Raw genomic sequence first — 20,032 nt, 5'->3', positions numbered from 1 at the left:
TACAGAGCGTTAGAGCCTTAGTGATTACGCACTGTTTGAGGCTTGAAAGCCTGGAAGACAAAAGGCTTCAGGCGCTCTCATGGCCCTCCACAAGCAAAACCGTCCATTCCAGAAGAAATTTTATTTTATTGCACCAATACTATTTGTTAAAAAGCATCCTTTTCTTTGCTTTTTACTCCTTATTCAAACAGCCCTAGATCTTCTAAACGGACCAACATATTATAGACCCCTTCATGATTATGACTGTCAGTAGTGTAGTTAGCTTGTTGCTTTGCGGAAGCGAGCGCATTGCCCATAGCAACTGAATACTTTTTATTTTTGAACATCGAGATATCGTTCTCACTATCGCCAAACACGACCATTTCATCATGCTGGAAGTTTTGTTTTGCCATAATGAGATCCAGAGCATTCCCTTTGGTGATCGCTTTATTGGTGATTTCCATCTTACGTTCGTCTGAGAAAACGTATTCATATTGCTCGTAGATTGGATGATTTTTTAGCGTATCACGAACAAAGGACATATAGCCTGGCTCTTGGACGACGGATATCTTGTTGCAAGAAGTTGGCGTATTTGCCAAACTGCGAATCATATGTTGATTAGGGTAACCGTCACGAGTGTCGCATAACCAGCCATACATCCCGCCCATCCAAGGATAATCATCTGGCAGACGCATTTCCCCGCGGATATTTTGTTTGATGGTGTAGATTTCATCGGGCAAATAAGTATAGATCGTATCATCTTGACTGTATTGCAATTCCACCGTAAAGAGCGAGAAGAATTGATTGAGTTCAGTAATAAAAGATCCTTCTAATAGACCGATTCGGTCGCGTATAGCGGTCTCAACGTGGTAAATTGACGTACCATTGACATCGATCATCAAGCCAGCATGTTTATCCATCTGCAATTTTAGAGCATCAGGCAACAAGCGGATATAGCTACGCCCACTAGCCAGAATCAATTGGATGCCTTTAGTTTGCAGCTCCATCAATTTACTGAACGTTTTAGGGGCTATCGTATGATCAGAAGTAAGCAGCGTTCCGTCCATATCGCATACGATTGCTTTAATGGTCATCGCAATGGCCTTCTTTTTTTAGTAATCACTAATGCTTTGCGGATCTTCTCTAGTGACTCTTTATTTTTGGCTTCATCATGGTACATCAAGGCCACATAGAGAATATCAATGATCGTCATATAAAGAATCCGTGAGGTGAGTGTCTCTGATTGAAAAACAGATTCTTCTGAATCGACAATAAATGCGACAGTCGAAAGTTTCACTAGATCCGTGTGGTGGTTGCCGGTCAAGACAATAATTTTGACGTGATTGGCGCATAAAATTTTCGCCACTTCAATCGTTTCAATTGTCTCGCCAGAGTGTGAAAATAAAAAGACACAATCATTTGAGCCAAGCTTTGTAGCGTAGCTCAATTGCATATGGTAATCAGCAATGTAATTGCAGTAGAACCCTGTGCGTAGAAATTTGTGGTAGCTGTCTAGTGCAATCACGGATGAAGCTCCTTGGCCAAAGAAGTGTAGGGCTCTTGAACCATACATTAAGTCCAACGCTTGATTGATCTTCTTTTCATCAAGGGATTCAACCAAGTTATCGAGTGCGAGTTTATTGGAATAAACCAGCTTTTGAGCGATCGTGTACGAAGAATCCTCTTTACTGATGTCAGAAAAAACGGCTAATTCATTTTTCCGTTCTTCCATCGTTCGAAAATTAGAAGCTACCGAAATTTTGAAATTGGGGAAGCCGTCGTAACCGATTTTTTTAACAAATTTGAAAATAGTAGCCTCAGAAAGGCCGGTGTCATCTGCTAAATTAGAAAGCGTTTTATTGACTACTTCATTGCCCAGTTTAATGAAATGGTCGGCGATGATTTTCTCAGTATCGTTAAAACCTTTCATGTAAGGCCTTAGCAATTTTTCTAAATAATTATAGGACATATAAGTTCAACTCCTCTTTAATAATAGTATACTACATTTTTCGAATAAAAAATATTTTTTATGAAAGCCCTTTACAAATAAAAATTTTTTGTTACAATTGGGTTATGAAAGAGAAAAGCAAAGAGGAGGAGAAGACTTGAAAGTAGGTATTATAGGTTTAGGAAAAATGGGTTTGAACTTAGCTTTGAATTTACAAGAAAGTAATATCGCTGTAGTGGGTTACGATGTTTCGATCCAAGCACGCCAAAAAGCTTCTGAAAGTCATTTAGCAATTGCCAACTCACAAAAAGAATTTCTCGAAAGTTTAGAAGAAAAAAAGATCATCTTTTTAAGTACACCGGCAGGAGAAATCACTAATGCATTAGTGGAAACACTTAGCAATCAATTGCACCCAGGTGACATTTTGATAGACGGAGGAAATTCATATTTTAAAGACAGTGTGAAAAATTATGAACGAGCTAAAGAAAAAGGAATCGGTTTTCTAGATTGCGGTACATCAGGTGGAATGGAAGGCGCTCAATCAGGAGCTTGTCTGATGGTTGGCGGAGACGCTGATGTTTTCGAAGAAACAGAAGCCGTCTTTGCTGCACTGGCTTGTGATCAAGGTTATCTTTATACAGGAGAATCCGGTAGCGGACATTACTTGAAAATGGTCCACAATGGCATCGAATACGGTATGATGCAAGCTGTCGGTGAAGGATTCGATATCTTACATGCTGGGAGATACGATTATGATTTCGAAAAAGTCGCTTCTGTTTGGAATCATGGATCAGTTATCCGCTCATGGCTGATGGAATTGACCGAAGAAAGTTTCAAGAGTGACCCTAAATTGGACGATATTAAAGGTGTCGTAGATGTCAGTGGCGAAGGAAAATGGACAGTCGTTGAGGCACTCGATTTAAATATCCCTGTTCCGGTTATTGCAAGTTCATTGTTCGCTCGTAACGTATCAAAAATCGATGACAGTTTTTCAGCAAAAGTCGTAGCGACGATGCGCAATCAATTCGGCGGTCATAAAGTTACGAGAAATGGGGAACGCTAAAAATGAGTGGACATAACAAAATCGCAATCGTCAATTCAAGTAGTTTTGGAAAAATTTTTCCAGACCATTTAAAGCGTTTGCAACAATTAGGAGAGGTGCAAAAATTTACTTTTGATAGTGCAATCGATGGAAAGACGTTGGCAGAAGAATTAAAGGGCTTCAACATGATTATTGCCAGCGTAACACCCTTTTTTACACAAGCGTTCTTTGATCATAAAGATGAATTAAAATTGATCACAAGACATGGCATCGGCTTTAATAATGTTGATTTGAAAGCAGCTAAGCAGCACAACACGATCGTATCGATCGTGCCGGCTTTGATTGAGCGGGATGCAGTTGCCGAAAATAATGTGACCAATTTATTGACTGTCATGAGACAAACTAATCTAGCTTATCAAAGCGTCGTGCAAGACAAATGGGAAGAACGAGCTCAATTTGTCGGTCACGCTCTTGGTGGGAAAACAGTAGGTGTTATCGGAATCGGAAACATTGGCAGCCGCGTTGCTGAGATCCTTCATTATGGTTTCCGCTGTGAGGTGCTGGCATACGACCCCAATAAAGAAAAAGTAGAGATTGAAGCATTTGGTGCAAGAAAAGTGGCGTTAGATGAGCTTTTAGCAAGAGCAGATGCCATCTGTATATGTGCAAGTCTAACAGACGATAATTACCATATGCTCTCAACAAAAGAGTTTGCAAAAATGAAGGACAATGTTTATCTATCGAATACGGCTAGAGGTGCATTGATCGAAGAAGCGGCATTGATCAAAGCATTGGAAGCCGGCAAAATTGCTGGATTTGCGACCGATGTGCTGGAAGTTGAACCCGGTCGTGCAGGCCACTCTTACCTTGATTTTGAGAACGTTATCATAACGCCGCATACTTCAGCTTACACGATGGAATGCCTTGAAGAAATGGGAAATAAATGTGTTGCCGATTGTGAGCGGATCACACAAGGTATTCTTCCAAATAGAGCCGTACAGAGCAGTAGTTCTTACTTGAATTAGGAAGGAGTGGTGTGAATGCTTACAGATCTAAACGTGAAGGGAGGGCCGCAGTTTTACCGTTATAGTGAGGGATCGATAGACTTGATTCCGGAGCTACTTCAAGAATATGATGCTGGTCGGATATTGATCGTACATGGCAGCATATCTTGGGGAAAAGCAAAACCTTACCTAACTAAGGTGATGCAGCTAGACAAAGAAATAATCTATGAACAATATCATGGAGAATGCAGTTATAACGAATGTCACCGTATTACAGAAATTATTGAAAAAAATAAGATTGATTTTGTTATCGGAGTCGGCGGAGGTAAATTATCCGATTTAGTTTTATATGCTAGCCATTTAACCAATACGCAATTCGGCCTCGTTCCGACACTGGCTAGCAATTGTGCACCATGGACACCGCTCTCGGTCATGTATCATGACAATGGTTTAGCAGAAGGGAAATCCGAGCATGTCAAGCGGCAAGCCGCTTTCCTGATCACCGATCCAACACTAGTGATCGATTCACCGGTCAATTACTTTATTGCTGGAATTGCTGATACGCTGGCAAAATGGTATGAGTCAGACTTGATTTTAGAGCAAGAAGCTTTTAACGACGAACCTTTTCCACAGATGGCACGTTTTGCTGCTCGTATGTGCAAAGAAAAAGTGCTGGCAGAAGCTGAAAAAGCAATCATGGATATGGAAACAAAAACGATATCAGCTGAATTTATTCATATTTCAGAGATCATTTTTGCAATCGCTGGTTTGGTTGGCGGCTTGGGCGATAAATATGCGCGAAATACAGCGGCCCATGCGATCCATGATGCAATCTCGGCTTATCTACCAGAGGTGCATGAATACTTACACGGTGAAAAGGTAGCATATGGTATCTTTTATCAGCTAGCATTAGAAAAAAAATGGTCTACGATCAATGAATTGATCCCATTTTATGAATCGCTGCAGTTACCCAAATCGTTAACAGAGATGGGTGTGTATCCGATGTCTGAAAGTACGTTAAAAAAGATTGTCCAATTGATCGACAGCAAACAAAAAGTTCATCTGCTGCCGTTACAAATAAATGAAGAACGATTAACAACAACACTGATCGATTTAGAAAATTTTATCAATAAATAAGGAGGTAATAAGAAATGGAAACATTATCAATATGGCAAAGTCTGGTTATCGCACTTTGGGTAGCTGCAATCATGTCAAGGTCATTTTTAGGTGGGGCTACGTTAACACTACGTTTTTCGCCATTAATGACCGGTTTAATAGTTGGTATCGTAATGGGAGATGTTGCAGGTGCAATGATCATCACTGCAGCCATCCAATTGATTTATATGGGGGTATTTTCTCCAGGGGGTACAATGCCTTCTGAACCATCGATTGCTGCAGCTGTTGCTGTGTCAGTAGCTTTGTTGGGAGATCTTTCGCCTGAGGCTGCGATCGCGGTCGCCGTTCCAGTTGGTTTATTAGGATCTTATCTCTACCAATTCCGTTTCTTTATCAATACATTTATCGGAAGATATACAGATAGAGCGGTCGAAAAATTAGACCACGGTGCCATTGCTCGCTCAATCGTTTTTTATCCAGTCATTGCTTCTTTCATCTTATTCGTACCACTAGTTTTCGGTGCTTTGTATTGGGGAGCCCCAGTCATTGCGGATGTTATCGCAACTTTGGAAGGCACAGTATTCTTACACATCCTTGAAGTTGTCGGTGGCGGATTAGCAGCTATTGGTATCGCTACTACCATTTATGTTATTGGACGTCGCGATTATATGGTGTTTTTCTTACTAGCTTACTTTATCAGTGTAGTCTTCAAAGATATAGGCATTACAATGGTAACTTACGCAATTGTAGGGACATTGATTGCAGCAATATTCGTACTTAGTCGCAACAATACTGCAAATGCATCTTCGGCAAACGGAACAAATAATGTTAACGGACCCGATGATGATGACGACGATGATTTCTAAAAAAAACAATGAGCGAAAGGAGCACTAAAAATGACGACTGACACACAACAAGCAACGCTTACTGAGAGCACTAAAGAAATGGAACTAGGAGAACTGACAAACAAGGATGTTTCGATAGCTTACTTAAGATGGCACTTTGCAAATGAGATTCCTCATTCATTTGAGCGTTACCTTGCACCATCTTTACTATACGGTATGATGCCTGTTTTACGAAAACTATACAAAGACGATGATGCTTTACGTGCAGCATATAAAAGACAATTATTGTTCTTCAATACCCAATTAACATGGGGTGGCGGGATCTTAACCGGTTTAATGTCTTCAATGGAACAAGAACGTGCCAAACAAGAACAAAACAACGAAGAGATCGTCATGACAGATGATTTAATGTACAATACTAAGGCCGGTCTAATGGGTGCCTTATCTGGTATTGGTGACTCGATCGACTCAGGAACGATCCAATATATCTTTATTGCTATCGCTATTCCTTGGGCTCAAAATGGATCAGCTGCTGGAGCGTTATTCCCATTCATCGCTTTTGCCACTTACCAAGTGTTGATTGGTTTATTCTTTGCTCGTCAAGGGTTCGTCATGGGTAAAAGTGCTACAGGACTAATGGAAAGTGCAGGAGTTCAAAATGCAATCGAATTGTTGTCTATTTTAGGATTGTTCATGATGGGGATCTTAGCCGGAAACTATGTAACGGTCTCCTCTTCCTTGGAATTCATGATCTCTGGAAGGCCGTTTATCATTCAAGAAACGCTGGACACTATCTTGCCAGGTATACTACCACTTGCAACCGTTATGGGTATTTATTGGTACTATGTCAAGAAGGGATTAAAAGTTACGAGAGCACTGTTATGGTTAACATTGATCTTGATCGTATTAGCAGCAGTAGGAATTTTATAATCAATTAAGAATCGAAACAAGCATAAGAAAGGAAGTTGAAATCAATGGGAGTAGTAAACTTAGCGCGTATAGATGAGCGTTTGATCCATGGACAAGTAATGCTGACACTTTCTGGACGCGACGGAGTAAATTCATTGTTCGTTGTAGATGATATTGTAGCAAAAGATAAATTTATGAAAAGTTTGTATAAAAGTGCTGGAGGACGTACTGGAAAGAAAACAGTCGTTATGACTCTAGAAAAATGCAAATACTATTGGGATGAATTCGAGTTCAAAGAATACAGCTGTATCTTGATCGCCAAAACAGTCGATGTTATCTATGAATTGGTGAAACATGGTGTTCCAATGAAAGAAATAAATATCGGCGGTATCGCTCAAAAAGGGGAAGAGGATATTTTTGTTACAAAATCAGTTTACCTAAATAGAGAAGATGCGTTAAAATTAAAAGAGCTCGATGAAAAGTACCATGTGGAAGATATCTATTTCCAAGCAACACCTTCTGCTCCAAGAACTAATTTGAAAGAAGTTTTGGCAAAATTTAATCTATAATGAGTTAGGATGATAATTGATGGAACAAGATGAACAATTAGAAGATTGGTATGTTCGCTATCATTCCATTTTTGGGAAGCGTTATACGCGAAAACGAAAAGATCGTTTTTTAGAAAGTTTGACAGCTGACATTCGTCAATTCAGATCAGATGTTGAGCTGGAGACCTTTAAATTGAATGAGAAAGATCTTGTAGAATATAAAAATCTTTATGTTGGAGACATAAAAAAAGCAGATACAATTATTTGCACTTATTATGATACTCCAGCAGCTCATCTTGGTCCGTATCAATTTTTTGATGTAGCAGATCGAAAGAAAAACACGATGAGATTCATTTTTCTTTCGGCTATCTTATACATCATCGTAGGGTTAGTGTTTACATGGCAAGTGGCTATGCCGGTATTCCAAACAAATGCTTTGATAAGCCCGGTTTCGCTGCTGTGCATTCTATTCTATGTTCTCTATTTCTTGTTTTTAAAGAGCATAGCTAGAGGCTGGCCGAATAAGCACAATTTGATTCGAAATACATCTTCTGTTCTAGTGCAGTTGTATAGCACGAAAAATTTTAGAAATGAAAAACTAGCATTTGCTTTCCTAGATGCCGGTTGTACGAATAATGCCGGTTTAGAAAAAGTCATGAATCAGAGCAATGCCACTGTCTATATGTTAGATAGTATTGGTTCAGAAAAAAAATTATACCAAGTGATGAGTAATCGTAAATTAGCCACTTCTAGCAATTCAGTAGAGACAGTTGTCTCGCCTGAGATTGCGAATGATCGCTTAGTTTACGTCATCAGCGCCACCAAAGAAAAAGATCGGTTTACATTGAGTAAAGACGATTTGAAGCAGAATCAATTGAGCGATACGAACATGAACGAAGTATTACTTTATTTGAAACAGCTAGTCGGGAGGAATAATAAATGATTGGGATCATCGTTGCTACACATGGAAAGATGAGTAATGGTATTGTCAGTGCAGCCGATTTGATCATAGGCAGCACCGAAAATATTAAAACATTAAACTTGTTTCAAGAAGATAATGTGCAAGATTTACATGGGAAATTTTTAAATGAAATCAAAGCGGTTGACGAAAATGATGGTGTCATCATTTTCGTAGATCTAGCGGGCGCTAGTCTGTACAACCAAGCTGTTTTAGCTGTGAATTCACTTGCAGCGGAACAACAAAAGAAAGTCCACGTGATCGCAGGTGTCAATTTACCAATGTTTATTGATGCGATCAATCAACAAATGATTGGTTCTTCCATCCAAGATGCAGTCGCTTCTGTAATCAACGAAGCTCAGCGAGGGATCGTACCATGGTCAGCTGAAGATTCTGATCAAGATGATCAAGACGATGAAGAGGAAGAATTCTAAAATAAGCAGTCAGACATCGTTTCTATACCACTTGTATAGAAACGATGTCTTTTTTTATTGTCAAAATAGATAAGTGGACAAGTAAGCGCAAAAATAGGACTTGTTTGTCCCGAAAGCTTGGTAATTGGACAAGTAAACACAAAAAAAGGATGTGCTTGTCCCAAAAGCTTGGTAATTGGACAAGTAAGCGCAAAAAAAGGACTTGCTTGTCCCGAAAGTAGGAGAAGTGGACAAGTAAACTCAAAAATAGACCTTATTTGTCCAGTTTGTCCCAAACTGTTAACTAATTGAAAAATAGTGAGCATATATTTCCCAATTAGCCTATTCGTTGAGTGTTCTATTCGTCGCGTTTCCAAAGGTATGATATGATTTACTTAACGACAGAAGTTTGGAGGGAAGATAATGGAAATGACACTTTATCGTACGATCAATGTAAAAAGCCCTGAAGAGAAAGTAATCACGCTGACAAAACCATTTGAATCAATCAATATTCCGCGAAAAGGGGATTTCATCAAAGATTCTATGTTTGTGGATCCTGTTGAGATCGAAGTGATTTCAGTAGACAAAAATAAAGCAGCAGAAACGATTGCAATCCATTTAAGACCTTTAGAAATCAACTATGCAACGGATGAGCACAATAAGAACATGGTGAATGCTTACAAAGCCAATGGCTGGACAAGTGATACCTATTAAAAAAGAATAACCTGATAACGGCCAATTTTCTCTATGGCGGTTATCAGGTTATTTATTTGAATTCAATAGATAGTATTGATGACACGAAATTTCTTCTGGAATAGACGGATTTGCTTGTGGAGCCATGGGAGCGCCTGAAGCCTGAAACGCACAGTCTTAAGGCTTTCAAGCCTCAAACAGGACGTAATCGCTGAAGCGTTAACGCTCTGTAATTCGCATTGAATCCTTTACACGGCTACAAGCAAATCCTATTCCTACACAAATTTCATTTAAAATGTACTAATATTATTTTGTTAAGTACCCTTTATGTTTAAATTAGTACCTTTAACTAGTAAAGCATACATCGTTAAATGCGATTAATTTGTGTCTCAATAGCAGCCTCTTTTACAGCTTTAGCAACAGCAGGGCAGACTCTTGGGTCCAACGCATCGGGGATCACATAGTCCGCTTTTAATTCGTCACTAGTAATCAGCGAAGCAATCGCATGAGAAGCGGCTACTTTCATGGCTTCGTTGATATCAGAAGCTCGAACACTTAGAGCACCTTTGAATATCCCGGGGAAAGCTAAGACATTATTGACTTGGTTCGGATAATCGCTGCGCCCAGTCCCTATGACGGCGACACCAGCTGTAGCTGCCATTTCAGGCATGATCTCTGGTACAGGATTAGCCATAGCAAAAACGATTGGATCTGGCTTCATATTTAGAATCATAGACGGTTTCAAAATATTCCCTGCTGATACACCGATGAAAACATCCGCATCCTTTAATGCCAAGGTCAGATCACCATGTTGCTTCGTTAAGTTAGTCACGGTCATCATGTGTTGCTGTTCACTATTTAAATCAGGCGTATCACTAGCTAAAATGCCAGACTTATCCGTTAAAATCAGATTTTGCACACCAAAGTTCAATAAGTGTTTTGCAACAGCAATACCGGCTGACCCAGCTCCATTGACGACGACTTTGATGCCGGCAAAAGATTTATCAACTAGTTTCAAAGCATTGATCAGCCCGGCTGCAACGACGACAGCTGTTCCATGTTGATCATCATGGAACACTGGAATATCCAGCGCAGCCTTCAAGCGGCGTTCAACCTCAAAACATTCAGGTGCTGCAATGTCCTCAAGATTGATCCCGCCAAAACTGCCGCTGATCTGCTCGATTGTTTGCACAATAAGATCAACATCTCTTGATTGAATGGAAATAGGGAAGGCGTCAACATCAGCGAAGGCTTTAAATAAAACACATTTGCCCTCCATTACTGGCATTGAAGCTGCTGGTCCGATAGCACCTAGGCCAAGCACAGCCGTTCCATTCGTGATGACGGCTACCAGATTGTTTTTCCGCGTCAATTTATAAGCTTCATCAGAATTTTTTTCAATAGCTAAACAAGCCTCAGCCACGCCGGGCGTATAGGCGAGTGCCAGATCTTCCCGACTGTTGAGCGGAACGCGGCTCATGACTTCAATTTTTCCGTTCCATTCATAATGTTTTGCAAGTGCTTCTTTTTTATTATCCATAATAGGGTCTCCCTTACTGTTCAAATGGGAAGCGGTAATCGGTCAATCCGGCATCGTCGCGGATCGCAATCAGTTCTTTTTGAACGGGTTCACTAACCGGCAGACCAGTTTTTTGACGTTTTTGCCAAATTAAGTATTCCTTTTCTCCGGCAGTATAGATCCGTTCAGCGCCAGGAGCTTTCTCAGCAGCCCGCAATTCACGCATGATGTCACCGGTCGTTTTCTTGAAACTTTCTAGACCCATAAAGGCTTCCGTATCAATGGCGATGAAGAAGTGACCTAAATGGAATTTGATTTTTTCACCGCTTTCACCGATACCAGACAACATGCTTAAGAAATTCCCTTGCTGTAAAGCAGATGAAAGAACTTCAACGATCGTAGCGTAACCATAACCTTTATAACCAGAAAGATCTTCGCCGATCCCTCCCAGTGGAGCAAGAGCTGCTTCGCCAGATTGTAGAGCTTTTAGAATTGTTGGAGAATCCGTCATGACAGATCCATCATGGGCGATGACTGTTCCAGCCGGAGTATCTTTGCCTTCGCGTTCATAAAGTTCGATCTTGCCTCGTTGGATGATGGAAGTTGCACAGTCTAATGAGAATGGGAATGCTTCATCCGTAGGAAAACTGACCGTCAATGGGTTCGTACCCAATTTATTTTGCACACTAAATGTTGGCGCAATGGAAGGGCGGGCGTTTGTTCCAGCCATACCAATACAACCAGCATCTGCCGCCATATCTGTATAATAACCGGCAATGCCAAAATGGGTAGAATTCCGCACGGCTACCATGCCCATACCGTATTTTTTAGCTTTATCAATGGCCATTTGCATCGAACGATGGGCGATTACTTGGCCCATGCCGTCATGTCCATCAACTACTGCGGTTGTAGGTGTTTCACGTACGATTTCAAATTCAGTTACCGGATTTTGGATACCATCTTTGATCCGGTCGATATAGATCGGTTTAAAACGATTGACTCCGTGACTCTCGATCCCTTTTTTATCTGACTGTAATAAAACGTCCGCACAGATCTTCGCATCTGCTTCCGGTATTCCATAAGCCATAAAAGCTTTTTCCACAAACTCGGTCAAAAAATCCCATTCTACAAAACTTGTCATCTTAACTTCCTCCTCCTTTTTTGTAAAAACAAACAAAAAACAACGAAATAAGTAAGCGCTTCCTTTTACGCTAATTTAGTTTAGCATAAAAGGCTAGGGAACTCAATTTTGGACCGTGAAAAAGAAAGTAAGATCCATAAAATTTTTAGTCTAGCTTATCTCTTTGTATATAAACCATTTGCCGTTATACTTTACTTAAAATGAGACCGTTCTAATTTAATGGGTTACTATAAAAAAATAACGTAAAGAAGGGAAGGCTATGAAAAAAATAAAAGATGTTCCATATTGGAGCTTAGTTTCCTCAGAAGCGTTGGATCACGTCCGTTCTAGCCCGGATGGACTGAGTTCAAAGGAAGCAGCAACAAGATTAACCACCTATGGCGAAAACGTTATAAAACCTAAGAAGAGACTTTCTCAGCTGACACTGTTTTTGAATCAATTCAAGAATCCAATTATTCTTATCTTGATCTTTGCTACTACTATTTCTGCAGTAACCGGTGATTGGTTCGATGCACAGATCATCCTTTTAATCGTTTTCGGTAGTGCGTTATTAAGTTTTTATCAAGAGTATAGCGCTGGACAGGCCATCGAGAAATTAAGGTCAAAGGTTCAAATTACATGTTCCGTGAAACGAGATGGAAAATTCAGCGATATCCCCTCACAGTTTTTAGTACCAGGAGACATCATTCAACTATCTGGAGGCAACATGATCCCAGCAGATGGTCTCATACTGGAGAGCGATGATTTGTATGTGAATCAATCATTGTTGACTGGAGAATCAATGTCAGTTAAAAAAATAGCGGGAGCCGTTTTAAAAGACAGTGAACTAGAAGAACGGCAAAATTGCGTTTTTATGGGGACTAGCGTATTTAGCGGCAATGCGATTGAACTTGTAATAGAAACTGGAACTGCGACCCAATACGGTAGGATCGCAGAACAGCTGACGCTACGCCCGCCAGAAACCGATTTTGAGAAAGGTATACGTCATTTTGGTTTCCTTTTAACGCAAATTATGTTGATTCTTACGCTGACCGTATTCGCTATTAACGTTTTATTGGATAAACCAGCCATCGATTCATTGCTCTTTTCGGTTGCTTTAGCAGTCGGAATCACACCGCAATTGCTGCCGGCCATTATCAGCATCACCTTATCAAAAGGAGCACGGGTGATGGCTAAAAGCGGTGTTATTGTCCGCCGACTGAATTCTATCGAAAATTTTGGCAGCATGGATACCTTGTGTACCGATAAGACAGGTACACTCACAAATGGCGATATCCAATTAGATGGCGCAGTGGATTTGAATAGTCAAGAATCGGAAACAGTCTTTCGTTTGGCTTATTTGAATGCTGCCCTGCAAAAAGGGATGAGAAATAGCTTAGATGAGACTATCCAAAAGTATAAGGAACTAGATATTACAACTGTACAAAAATTAGATGAGGTGGCTTTTGATTTCACGCGTAGACGGTTGAGTGTTCTTTATCGTGAAGCTGGTCAAGATAAACTAGTGGTAAAGGGCGCTTTCAACAGTGTGTTCGAGGTTTGTCGTTTTGTCGAGCTGGATGGTGTGCAACGCCCCAAGGATGGCAACGTTGTAGCAGAATTGGAAAAACGCTATAAAGCTTGGAGCGAGCAGGGGATACGTGTACTTGGAATTGCTCAAAAAAAAGCAGCATTCCCAAAAAAAGTGACCGTAGCCGATGAGTCAGACATGGTATTTATGGGGTTCCTACTTTTCTCCGATCATCCTAAAGAAGATGCGGCTCCAACAATACAAGAGTTAGCCAGAAAAGGAGTAGCGTTACGAATAATCACGGGGGACAACAAGTTGATTGCCTTGCATACCGCCCAAGCGGTTGGGATAAAGATAACAGGAGCTTTAACAGGCAAGGAATTGAGATTGATGACTGAAGAGACGCTTTGGAGACAGATTGAACACATTAATCTGTTTGCTGAAGTGGATCCCAACCAAAAAGAACGAATTATTTTGGCTTTAAAGAAAAAAGGCCATGTAGTAGGTTATATGGGTGATGGCATCAATGATTTGCCGGCTTTGCATGCTGCTGACGTCAGTATCTCAGTTGATAATGCTGTGGATGTAGCAAAAGAATCGGCCGATATTGTGCTGATGGAAAAAAGCCTGTCCGTATTGAACCGAGGAATTGAGGAGGGGCGAACTACCTTTAGCAATACCTTAAAGTATATTTGGGTAACGACAAGTGCCAATTTCGGCAATATGTTCAGCGTTGCGGGAATTTCCCTGATTTTGAATTTTTTTCCGTTGTTGCCAAAACAGATCTTGCTGCTCAATTTTTTGACCGATTTTCCTGCTCTTAGTCTATCTGGAGATTCGGTCGATGAGGAAATGGTGCAAACGCCACGCAAATGGGATATTAAATTTATTCAACATTTCATGTTTACTTTTGGATTGGTCAGTTCAGTATTTGATTACCTGATTACATTCATCTTATTTAGCATCTTTCGGGAGACGCAAGGCCTCTATCAAAGCGGGTGGTTCACTTTCTCCATTCTGACGGAGTTGGCTACATTGATGGTCATACGTACCCAAAAACCTTTCTTTAAAAGTAAACCAGCACCTTTGCTTATCGGTTCAACGATGATCATAGGGGTTGTCACCATGCTACTTCCCTATACTCCTTTAGCCTCGCTATTTTCACTTGAACCGATTCCATTGAAGGTGATCGCTATTCTTTTACTGCTGATTGGTTTTTACATCGCTGCTATGGAAGGGACTAAGTATTTTTTTTACCGGCATCACCGTAATCACTAGAGCCTAACTTATTTAATGCAAGCAAACAGCCAAGAGGAAAAACTCTTGGCTGTTTGCTTGGCAGCTAGATCAATTTGTTAATGAGTTAAAAGTTCGCTTTGTATTTTATCGACAGGGTAGTTTGAATAAAGATTGAAAAAATTTTCAGGGTCTTTTTCAACTAGTTCTTTTAAGTTTTGTTTGTTTAAACTATCGAAAATGCGAATAGCTTGGTCAATAAGTCCCGGTTCAGAGTCATCGCCGATTTTTTTCATGCAAACTTCTTTGCGTACTAAAGCAGCTGCCAGCATGACAGAGTAGTCCAAACGAGAACATTCGCTTTCCATTTGCTTGATGTAAAACAAGGCTTGCTCGTATTTTTGATCCATCATCAAGAGATTGGTCAAGTGAAGCAAAAAGCTAGTTTTTAAAACGAGTGCTTCTTCGAGATGGGGGTATTGAACTAATGTTTCAAGTGCTCTTTCTGTGAATAAAGCAGCCGTTTCACTATCAAATAGATACAAGATACTATTGATAATGTGCAGTTCAGCTAGGTACCACTTATCCAATGCTTCCATCCGATCCCAAACTTTTTGCGCATATTCTTTTGCTGTAGCTAAATCTTGTCCTTCAAATAAAACGGCATATCCGCGACAAGCATTTAGAATGTCTAATATCAATTGGTCGTAGCGCTCTTGCACCAATGTTTCGCCCTTTTCAATGATCTCATTAACTAATTCACGAGTTGGATTTTTCTCTAGTTGTTTAAATAAATAAAGGATCATTTCTTTCTGTCCTAATTCAAAACCGTTTAAAAGATAGATGAATTCCTCATGGGACATATCCATATGATCTAAAATAGCAAGGTACTTTGAAAGCGTAGGGGTGATATCATCATTTTCGAATTTTGTATACGTTGAACGAGCCATCGTATGATCAGAAATTTCTTTTTGTGTATAGCCTTTATTTTCTCTAATTGTCTTTAGTGTGGAACCGATGGGTACATTTATGTCAGTCATTTGACTGCCTCCTTAAAAAAATTAATCCAGTTATTATTGTAACTTTTGGTTATAAAACCATGAATACTCGGTATACTAGTTGAATAACAAACTCAAGTTGAGACTAAGCAACACATTTTAGCTTAACGATGTTTGTACAATCTACACACCGAAAGTAGGGATTAAACATTACAACAGAAATGCAATTAACTAAACCAGAACTTTTTCAACCAGAGTATATTTATGTGATCAAAGGAAGAAACCAAACGATTCGGCTAGATGTAGAGAGTAGTGATGTTTTGGTCAATGCTGATGGTATGATCGATTGTCCAATCGATACAGTTTTACGTAAAAATGAGTATACCTTTGACGATTTGAATAGTTGGTTAGCTGAAGAGATACATTTTGTTCTCATTGATAACGATGATGAACAAATTCTTCGTACTATTAAATTAAATGTAAACCTTTAATGAATTCAAATAATTTTAGCATAAACTTTCCAAAAAAAGATTAAAAATACAAAAGAAAAAATTGGGAGTTTTCATTTTATGAACAAATTGTGGCAAAAAAACTGAGACAATTGTCTCAGTTTTTTTTGTCTATTTGATGTCAAATCCTTTAAATAGATTGATTAACTTTTTGTTTGCGCTAAACTAGCTAAGGGACCATTAGATAACATATAGAATGGAAGATACATAAAATGAAATCAAAAGGAATACATCTACTGCTGGCGATGAGTTTGATACTGCTTGCCAATTTCAATAGCCAATCTGTCTTGGCAGCAAATGATGAGATGGACTCAAGTGTAGGATCAGAGAGTGCTGCATCAGATGAGACCAGAGAACTTGAAGAGGATGTGAAGCCTGTTCTAACGAATGAAATAACTGTTAGTGACAAGCTAATGATCGAGCCTGAAAAAGCACACGCTGGTGAGCAAATAGCCTTCAAATTGACTCTGTCAGAAGACCAAATTTTTGAAACGATTATGCTAAGTTATTCTTCGAGCGACACAGAGGCAGAAACAACAGTTGCGTTGACTTATGATAGTGAAACAGAACGATATGAAGGCCGACTTGAAACGAATAAAGAAACAGGTATTGGGACTTGGTCGTTGACAAAAGCGGTTGGGGTCGAGGAAAATAATGTCTCGAGTGTATTAGAAACGAGGGCCTTGATAACCGAAGAATCAGTACTAAAAAAAGGTGATTTTGAAGTGATCCCGCACCCTGCCGCCTTATTTGATCTCTCATCCATCAAAGTTGAACCAAATACGGTTAAAGTTGGTGAAAAGCCTCGATTTAGTTTGTATTCAGCTAAAGATGATTTATTGACAAATGTAACGGTTGCTTACCGCTTATTATCTCTCGATGGAGAAACAGCGGACCAACAATTGACGCTCTCCTTAACGTTTAACGAAGAAACTAAAGCCTATGAAGGAAAGTTGCCTTCAATCGCAAACCAGTTAGTAGGCGATTGGGTAATAGAGTATCTGAGTGCCGTTGGTAGCAAAGGCGATTCATTTTTGCTGTATAACCGTTTTGTAATCGAATTAGATCAAGCAAAAATGCACGAACAATTAGCAGAATTAAACAACCAACTGTTAGAAGAACAGATGATAGAAGAATTAGAAGAGACAGACGATCAAAGCAAAATCGATTTATTAAAAGCAGAAATAAAACAACTGGAAACAAGAATAAAAGCAAAAGAAAAGATGCTCCAAACGGATCTTTCGATAGGGAACTTCACTGTACAAGAAGATATAGCAGAAGAAGATGCCGAAACGATAGATGAAGAAATAGATAAAGAGATGCCAATCAAGAATGAAGCGGAAAGTGGCACGTCAGAAGAAGAACCTCTTAGTTTGTTAACAGAGTCGGATGCTGTCGAGAGTAAAGAAAACGTGTCAGCAGCAGTGGGGGTGGAGAACAGCTCACTTATTGATGAACAAAAAGCAGAAGATGTAGACAGCATGACAAGTGAAAAAACGTCAGCAATCGAAGAAGTTGCTCAAACGGTAGAAAGGTCGTCAGTTAATGAAGAAATTGAAGCTGACAAAAAATCTGAAGCAACTGGGTTTATGAAAGGTTCATTATTTATTGTTCTTGCCGCATTCGTGATCATCAATGGATTCATATTTAAATTTTAAAGCAACCCAACTGATTCTGGAATAAGTTTATTTTAAAACACCCAATACCAAAGATTTCTGAAGGAATAGAGGTTGCTTGTAGCCGTGTAAAGTATTCAATGCGAATTATAGAGCGTTAGAGCTTCAGCGATTACGGTCTGTTTGAGGCTTGAAAGCTGGAAGACTTTCTTTTCAGGCTTCAAGAGTTACCATGGCTTATTACAAGCAAACTCATTGATTCCGCAAGAAATTTATTATACAGTACCAACAAATAGTGGTAAATGACCCTCAAAGTCTCTCATTAGTGAGGATTTGGCGGTTTTTTTGTCTAGTTTGGTTCATTGTCGATTTTTCAATAACTGGTTATGCTGTAAGGGTACAAGGCCTTGTAACACCACTATGAAGGATTTGAGACAGATGATAAGAACATTGAGCGAAGACAAAGAAAAAGCCTTTTTTGAACAACATTCAAAAATCGTCCATGGAGCACTAAAGAAATTGAACGTGAACTGGAAACATGCAGACTACGATGATTTTGTGCAACAAGGATTGTTAAAACTGGTAGAAGCTTATGAAACATTTCCAGAAGACCTAGAACAAGAAGAATTTTTGTATCAATTTACTGGTTTTGCGTACACCAAAGTCCGCTGGCATATGCTTGATTTGTTAAGAAAACAGAAGCGAAAATGGGATTGTGAAATGCCTTGGCCAGAAGAACTAGAGTCCAATCAGCCAGACACGCAATTGCCATTCGAACAAGCGTACCAAGAGATGGATCTATTGAAAGAGATGCTGCCGCTCTTAACTAAAAATGAACAAGCTTATTTATTAGATGCAGTGGTCAATCAGTTATCGGTTACCGAAATTGCTGAAAAGCAAGGAGTGAGCCGTAAAACGGTTTACCAATGGAAAAAAAGAGTATCCGAAAAATTAAACCATTTTTTGCTTGTTTTAAAAAATTAAAAGAATCAGCTAACTAAAAAATAGGTCACACTCAGTTTTAATTGAGCGTGACCTATTTGATTTATTCATTAAAAGAAGACGGTTTATTTTTTATGGTCAGGGTGAAATCCCTTCTGATTTCTTCAATATAAGGATTCCCTACCCCAAAAACCGTTTCAAGTATCTCGTTTACGCGATAGTTTGACATGAAGTTCAGAACTTTTTCTATTGAGTGAAATGTCGAAGTGAAAGTAGAGGCTTTTAGCCGCCTTTGGACAATATTTAGTTCTTCGGTAAAGTAAGGCATACGAGTATAGTGGAACAACCCAACTAGTTCGTCAATCACCATTTGCTGAAGAATGGAAAGATTGACCGAACGCTCTAATTGTTCATTAAAACTGCGAGCCGAAACGTTCAGCTGTAATTCATGCCCTTCGCGAAAATAAACCTGGATATGGTTCGCTTTTTTATCTTCCACACTATCTAGGATATGATGGAGCCCATACCAACTTGTTGAACCGGTAGAGGAACCTTTTTCAGGTACAAATATTTCATAACCTGAAACAAAAGGGCAGCGGTGATGATACCCTAGACTTTTTCCAATGTATTGAATGATTTGATAATTTAAGGGTCCTTTGTTGAAGTAACGGTTCATGATGGTACGAGAATCTTCCTTTGTCTTCAGCGGCAATGCACCTAATTGAAAAACGATCGTATTAAAAGGCGTATCCTTTACACCACAAATATCTTTGATGTAAAAGGTTTTTGAATTTACCAGAATATGGGATTGCTCAAAACTAATCCCAAGCAGAGCAGAAATCGTTTTATCCGTGATCAATAAAGGGCTGATCGGTTTTCGAATAAGGGTCGTTTTATAACAGTAATTCGATTCATAAACTTCGCTTAAATGAGAAGGAAAATGGTTAATGTGTGATTTCTCATTAAATTGATAATAGCTCTTTCGCCAGTTATTGTAGTAACCGTGCTGCTGATCACGTTCAAAATCTTCTTTCATGCTTCGGTCTCCATTTCAAATGCCTATTTGTTAAAAAGATAACATGATAATAGTGTAAACGTTATCATTT

The 20,032-nt window shown here is 39.4% G+C and carries 19 protein-coding genes; 13 read left to right on the top strand and 6 right to left on the bottom strand.

The window, feature by feature from the left end; genetic code table 11:
• Nucleotides 1-179: 179 nt before the first annotated feature.
• Complete coding sequence (locus tag J7E16_RS00345) at nt 180-1,073, bottom strand: Cof-type HAD-IIB family hydrolase (protein WP_214887372.1); 894 nt, start codon at nt 1,071-1,073, stop codon at nt 180-182.
• Nucleotides 1,070-1,948 (bottom strand): MurR/RpiR family transcriptional regulator, encoded by an 879-nt coding sequence (locus J7E16_RS00340; protein WP_214887370.1) that lies wholly within the window; start codon nt 1,946-1,948, stop codon nt 1,070-1,072. Before J7E16_RS00340 ends, J7E16_RS00345 begins: the two co-directional genes overlap by 4 nt.
• Before the next feature lie 136 nt (nt 1,949-2,084).
• Between J7E16_RS00340 and gnd the strand changes: the two genes are divergently transcribed.
• The 9 genes from gnd to J7E16_RS00295 all read left to right on the top strand — a co-directional run bounded on the left by gnd (nt 2,085) and on the right by J7E16_RS00295 (nt 9,476).
• The gene (gene gnd, locus J7E16_RS00335; RefSeq protein WP_214887368.1) at nt 2,085-2,990 is read left to right on the top strand and encodes a phosphogluconate dehydrogenase (NAD(+)-dependent, decarboxylating); all 906 of its coding nucleotides are present in this window, start codon (nt 2,085-2,087) and stop codon (nt 2,988-2,990) included.
• Between the two features lie 2 nt (nt 2,991-2,992).
• Nucleotides 2,993-3,994 carry a D-isomer specific 2-hydroxyacid dehydrogenase family protein gene (locus J7E16_RS00330; RefSeq protein ID WP_214887366.1) on the top strand — a complete coding sequence of 334 codons (1,002 nt, stop codon included), beginning with the start codon at nt 2,993-2,995 and terminating at the stop codon, nt 3,992-3,994.
• A gap of 15 nt (nt 3,995-4,009) precedes the next feature.
• Nucleotides 4,010-5,110: an iron-containing alcohol dehydrogenase family protein gene (locus J7E16_RS00325; protein ID WP_214887364.1), complete on the top strand. Its 1,101-nt coding sequence runs from the start codon at nt 4,010-4,012 to the stop codon at nt 5,108-5,110.
• A 14-nt stretch (nt 5,111-5,124) separates the two neighbouring features.
• Nucleotides 5,125-5,955 carry a PTS mannose/fructose/sorbose/N-acetylgalactosamine transporter subunit IIC gene (locus J7E16_RS00320; RefSeq protein WP_214887362.1) on the top strand — a complete coding sequence of 277 codons (831 nt, stop codon included), beginning with the start codon at nt 5,125-5,127 and terminating at the stop codon, nt 5,953-5,955.
• Nucleotides 5,956-5,985: 30 nt separating this feature from the next.
• Entirely contained in the window at nt 5,986-6,864 is an 879-nt protein-coding gene (locus J7E16_RS00315) for a PTS system mannose/fructose/sorbose family transporter subunit IID (protein ID WP_034545316.1), read from the top strand.
• A 44-nt stretch (nt 6,865-6,908) separates the two neighbouring features.
• Nucleotides 6,909-7,412, top strand: a complete 504-nt coding sequence (locus J7E16_RS00310) for a PTS sugar transporter subunit IIB (protein ID WP_034545313.1) — start codon at nt 6,909-6,911, stop codon at nt 7,410-7,412.
• A 19-nt stretch (nt 7,413-7,431) separates the two neighbouring features.
• Nucleotides 7,432-8,334: a hypothetical protein gene (locus tag J7E16_RS00305; protein ID WP_214887360.1), complete on the top strand. Its 903-nt coding sequence runs from the start codon at nt 7,432-7,434 to the stop codon at nt 8,332-8,334.
• Complete coding sequence (locus J7E16_RS00300) at nt 8,331-8,783, top strand: PTS sugar transporter subunit IIA (RefSeq protein WP_214887358.1); 453 nt, start codon at nt 8,331-8,333, stop codon at nt 8,781-8,783. Before J7E16_RS00305 ends, J7E16_RS00300 begins: the two co-directional genes overlap by 4 nt.
• A gap of 402 nt (nt 8,784-9,185) precedes the next feature.
• A complete protein-coding gene (locus J7E16_RS00295; protein WP_214887356.1) occupies nt 9,186-9,476 on the top strand; it encodes a hypothetical protein in 291 nt (96 codons plus the stop codon).
• A gap of 346 nt (nt 9,477-9,822) precedes the next feature.
• On the opposite strand, the gene J7E16_RS00290 is transcribed toward J7E16_RS00295, so the two are convergent.
• Together J7E16_RS00290 and J7E16_RS00285 are read right to left on the bottom strand one after the other, a co-directional pair.
• Nucleotides 9,823-10,995, bottom strand: coding sequence for an NAD(P)-dependent malic enzyme (locus J7E16_RS00290; RefSeq protein ID WP_214887630.1), 1,173 nt, complete (start codon nt 10,993-10,995; stop codon nt 9,823-9,825).
• Between the two features lie 13 nt (nt 10,996-11,008).
• On the bottom strand, nt 11,009-12,115 hold the full coding sequence (locus tag J7E16_RS00285) for an Ldh family oxidoreductase (protein WP_034545299.1): 1,107 nt from the start codon (nt 12,113-12,115) through the stop codon (nt 11,009-11,011).
• A gap of 259 nt (nt 12,116-12,374) precedes the next feature.
• Between J7E16_RS00285 and mgtA the strand changes: the two genes are divergently transcribed.
• Nucleotides 12,375-14,903, top strand: a complete 2,529-nt coding sequence (gene mgtA / locus J7E16_RS00280; protein ID WP_285439358.1) for a magnesium-translocating P-type ATPase — start codon at nt 12,375-12,377, stop codon at nt 14,901-14,903.
• 77 nt (nt 14,904-14,980) lie between these two features.
• Here mgtA and J7E16_RS00275 read toward each other — a convergent pair whose 3' ends face one another.
• The gene (locus J7E16_RS00275) at nt 14,981-15,901 is read right to left on the bottom strand and encodes a helix-turn-helix domain-containing protein (protein ID WP_214887353.1); all 921 of its coding nucleotides are present in this window, start codon (nt 15,899-15,901) and stop codon (nt 14,981-14,983) included.
• A gap of 224 nt (nt 15,902-16,125) precedes the next feature.
• Between J7E16_RS00275 and J7E16_RS00270 the strand changes: the two genes are divergently transcribed.
• The 3 genes from J7E16_RS00270 to J7E16_RS00260 all read left to right on the top strand — a co-directional run bounded on the left by J7E16_RS00270 (nt 16,126) and on the right by J7E16_RS00260 (nt 18,968).
• Nucleotides 16,126-16,350, top strand: a complete 225-nt coding sequence (locus J7E16_RS00270; RefSeq protein WP_214887351.1) for a hypothetical protein — start codon at nt 16,126-16,128, stop codon at nt 16,348-16,350.
• A 230-nt stretch (nt 16,351-16,580) separates the two neighbouring features.
• Nucleotides 16,581-18,026, top strand: coding sequence for a hypothetical protein (locus J7E16_RS00265; protein ID WP_214887349.1), 1,446 nt, complete (start codon nt 16,581-16,583; stop codon nt 18,024-18,026).
• 396 nt (nt 18,027-18,422) lie between these two features.
• Nucleotides 18,423-18,968 (top strand): sigma-70 family RNA polymerase sigma factor, encoded by a 546-nt coding sequence (locus tag J7E16_RS00260; protein ID WP_214887347.1) that lies wholly within the window; start codon nt 18,423-18,425, stop codon nt 18,966-18,968.
• Between the two features lie 61 nt (nt 18,969-19,029).
• Here J7E16_RS00260 and J7E16_RS00255 read toward each other — a convergent pair whose 3' ends face one another.
• A complete protein-coding gene (locus J7E16_RS00255) occupies nt 19,030-19,962 on the bottom strand; it encodes a competence protein ComK (RefSeq protein ID WP_214887345.1) in 933 nt (310 codons plus the stop codon).
• Nucleotides 19,963-20,032 lie beyond the last annotated feature (70 nt).

Origin of the sequence: Carnobacterium sp. ISL-102, assembly GCF_018612935.1 — a bacterium.
GTDB lineage: Bacteria > Bacillota > Bacilli > Lactobacillales > Carnobacteriaceae > Carnobacterium_B > Carnobacterium_B alterfunditum.
Note: the sequence above shows the minus strand (reverse complement) of the source record. Positions and strands in the feature narration are given on the sequence as shown.

Excerpts from the sequence above, each read along its gene's own strand:
- J7E16_RS00290 (WP_214887630.1), bottom strand. The coding sequence starts at position 10,995 with ATGGATAATAAAAAAGAAGCACTTGCAAAACATTATGAATGGAACGGA.
- J7E16_RS00255 (WP_214887345.1), bottom strand. The coding sequence starts at position 19,962 with ATGAAAGAAGATTTTGAACGTGATCAGCAGCACGGTTACTACAATAAC.
- J7E16_RS00345 (WP_214887372.1), bottom strand. The coding sequence starts at position 1,073 with ATGACCATTAAAGCAATCGTATGCGATATGGACGGAACGCTGCTTACT.
- J7E16_RS00275 (WP_214887353.1), bottom strand. The coding sequence starts at position 15,901 with ATGACTGACATAAATGTACCCATCGGTTCCACACTAAAGACAATTAGA.
- J7E16_RS00305 (WP_214887360.1), top strand. The coding sequence starts at position 7,432 with ATGGAACAAGATGAACAATTAGAAGATTGGTATGTTCGCTATCATTCC.
- J7E16_RS00260 (WP_214887347.1), top strand. The coding sequence starts at position 18,423 with ATGATAAGAACATTGAGCGAAGACAAAGAAAAAGCCTTTTTTGAACAA.
- J7E16_RS00285 (WP_034545299.1), bottom strand. The coding sequence starts at position 12,115 with ATGACAAGTTTTGTAGAATGGGATTTTTTGACCGAGTTTGTGGAAAAA.
- J7E16_RS00300 (WP_214887358.1), top strand. The coding sequence starts at position 8,331 with ATGATTGGGATCATCGTTGCTACACATGGAAAGATGAGTAATGGTATT.
- J7E16_RS00295 (WP_214887356.1), top strand. The coding sequence starts at position 9,186 with ATGGAAATGACACTTTATCGTACGATCAATGTAAAAAGCCCTGAAGAG.
- J7E16_RS00330 (WP_214887366.1), top strand. The coding sequence starts at position 2,993 with ATGAGTGGACATAACAAAATCGCAATCGTCAATTCAAGTAGTTTTGGA.
- J7E16_RS00320 (WP_214887362.1), top strand. The coding sequence starts at position 5,125 with ATGGAAACATTATCAATATGGCAAAGTCTGGTTATCGCACTTTGGGTA.
- J7E16_RS00310 (WP_034545313.1), top strand. The coding sequence starts at position 6,909 with ATGGGAGTAGTAAACTTAGCGCGTATAGATGAGCGTTTGATCCATGGA.
- mgtA (WP_285439358.1), top strand. The coding sequence starts at position 12,375 with ATGAAAAAAATAAAAGATGTTCCATATTGGAGCTTAGTTTCCTCAGAA.
- J7E16_RS00340 (WP_214887370.1), bottom strand. The coding sequence starts at position 1,948 with ATGTCCTATAATTATTTAGAAAAATTGCTAAGGCCTTACATGAAAGGT.
- J7E16_RS00325 (WP_214887364.1), top strand. The coding sequence starts at position 4,010 with ATGCTTACAGATCTAAACGTGAAGGGAGGGCCGCAGTTTTACCGTTAT.
- J7E16_RS00315 (WP_034545316.1), top strand. The coding sequence starts at position 5,986 with ATGACGACTGACACACAACAAGCAACGCTTACTGAGAGCACTAAAGAA.
- J7E16_RS00265 (WP_214887349.1), top strand. The coding sequence starts at position 16,581 with ATGAAATCAAAAGGAATACATCTACTGCTGGCGATGAGTTTGATACTG.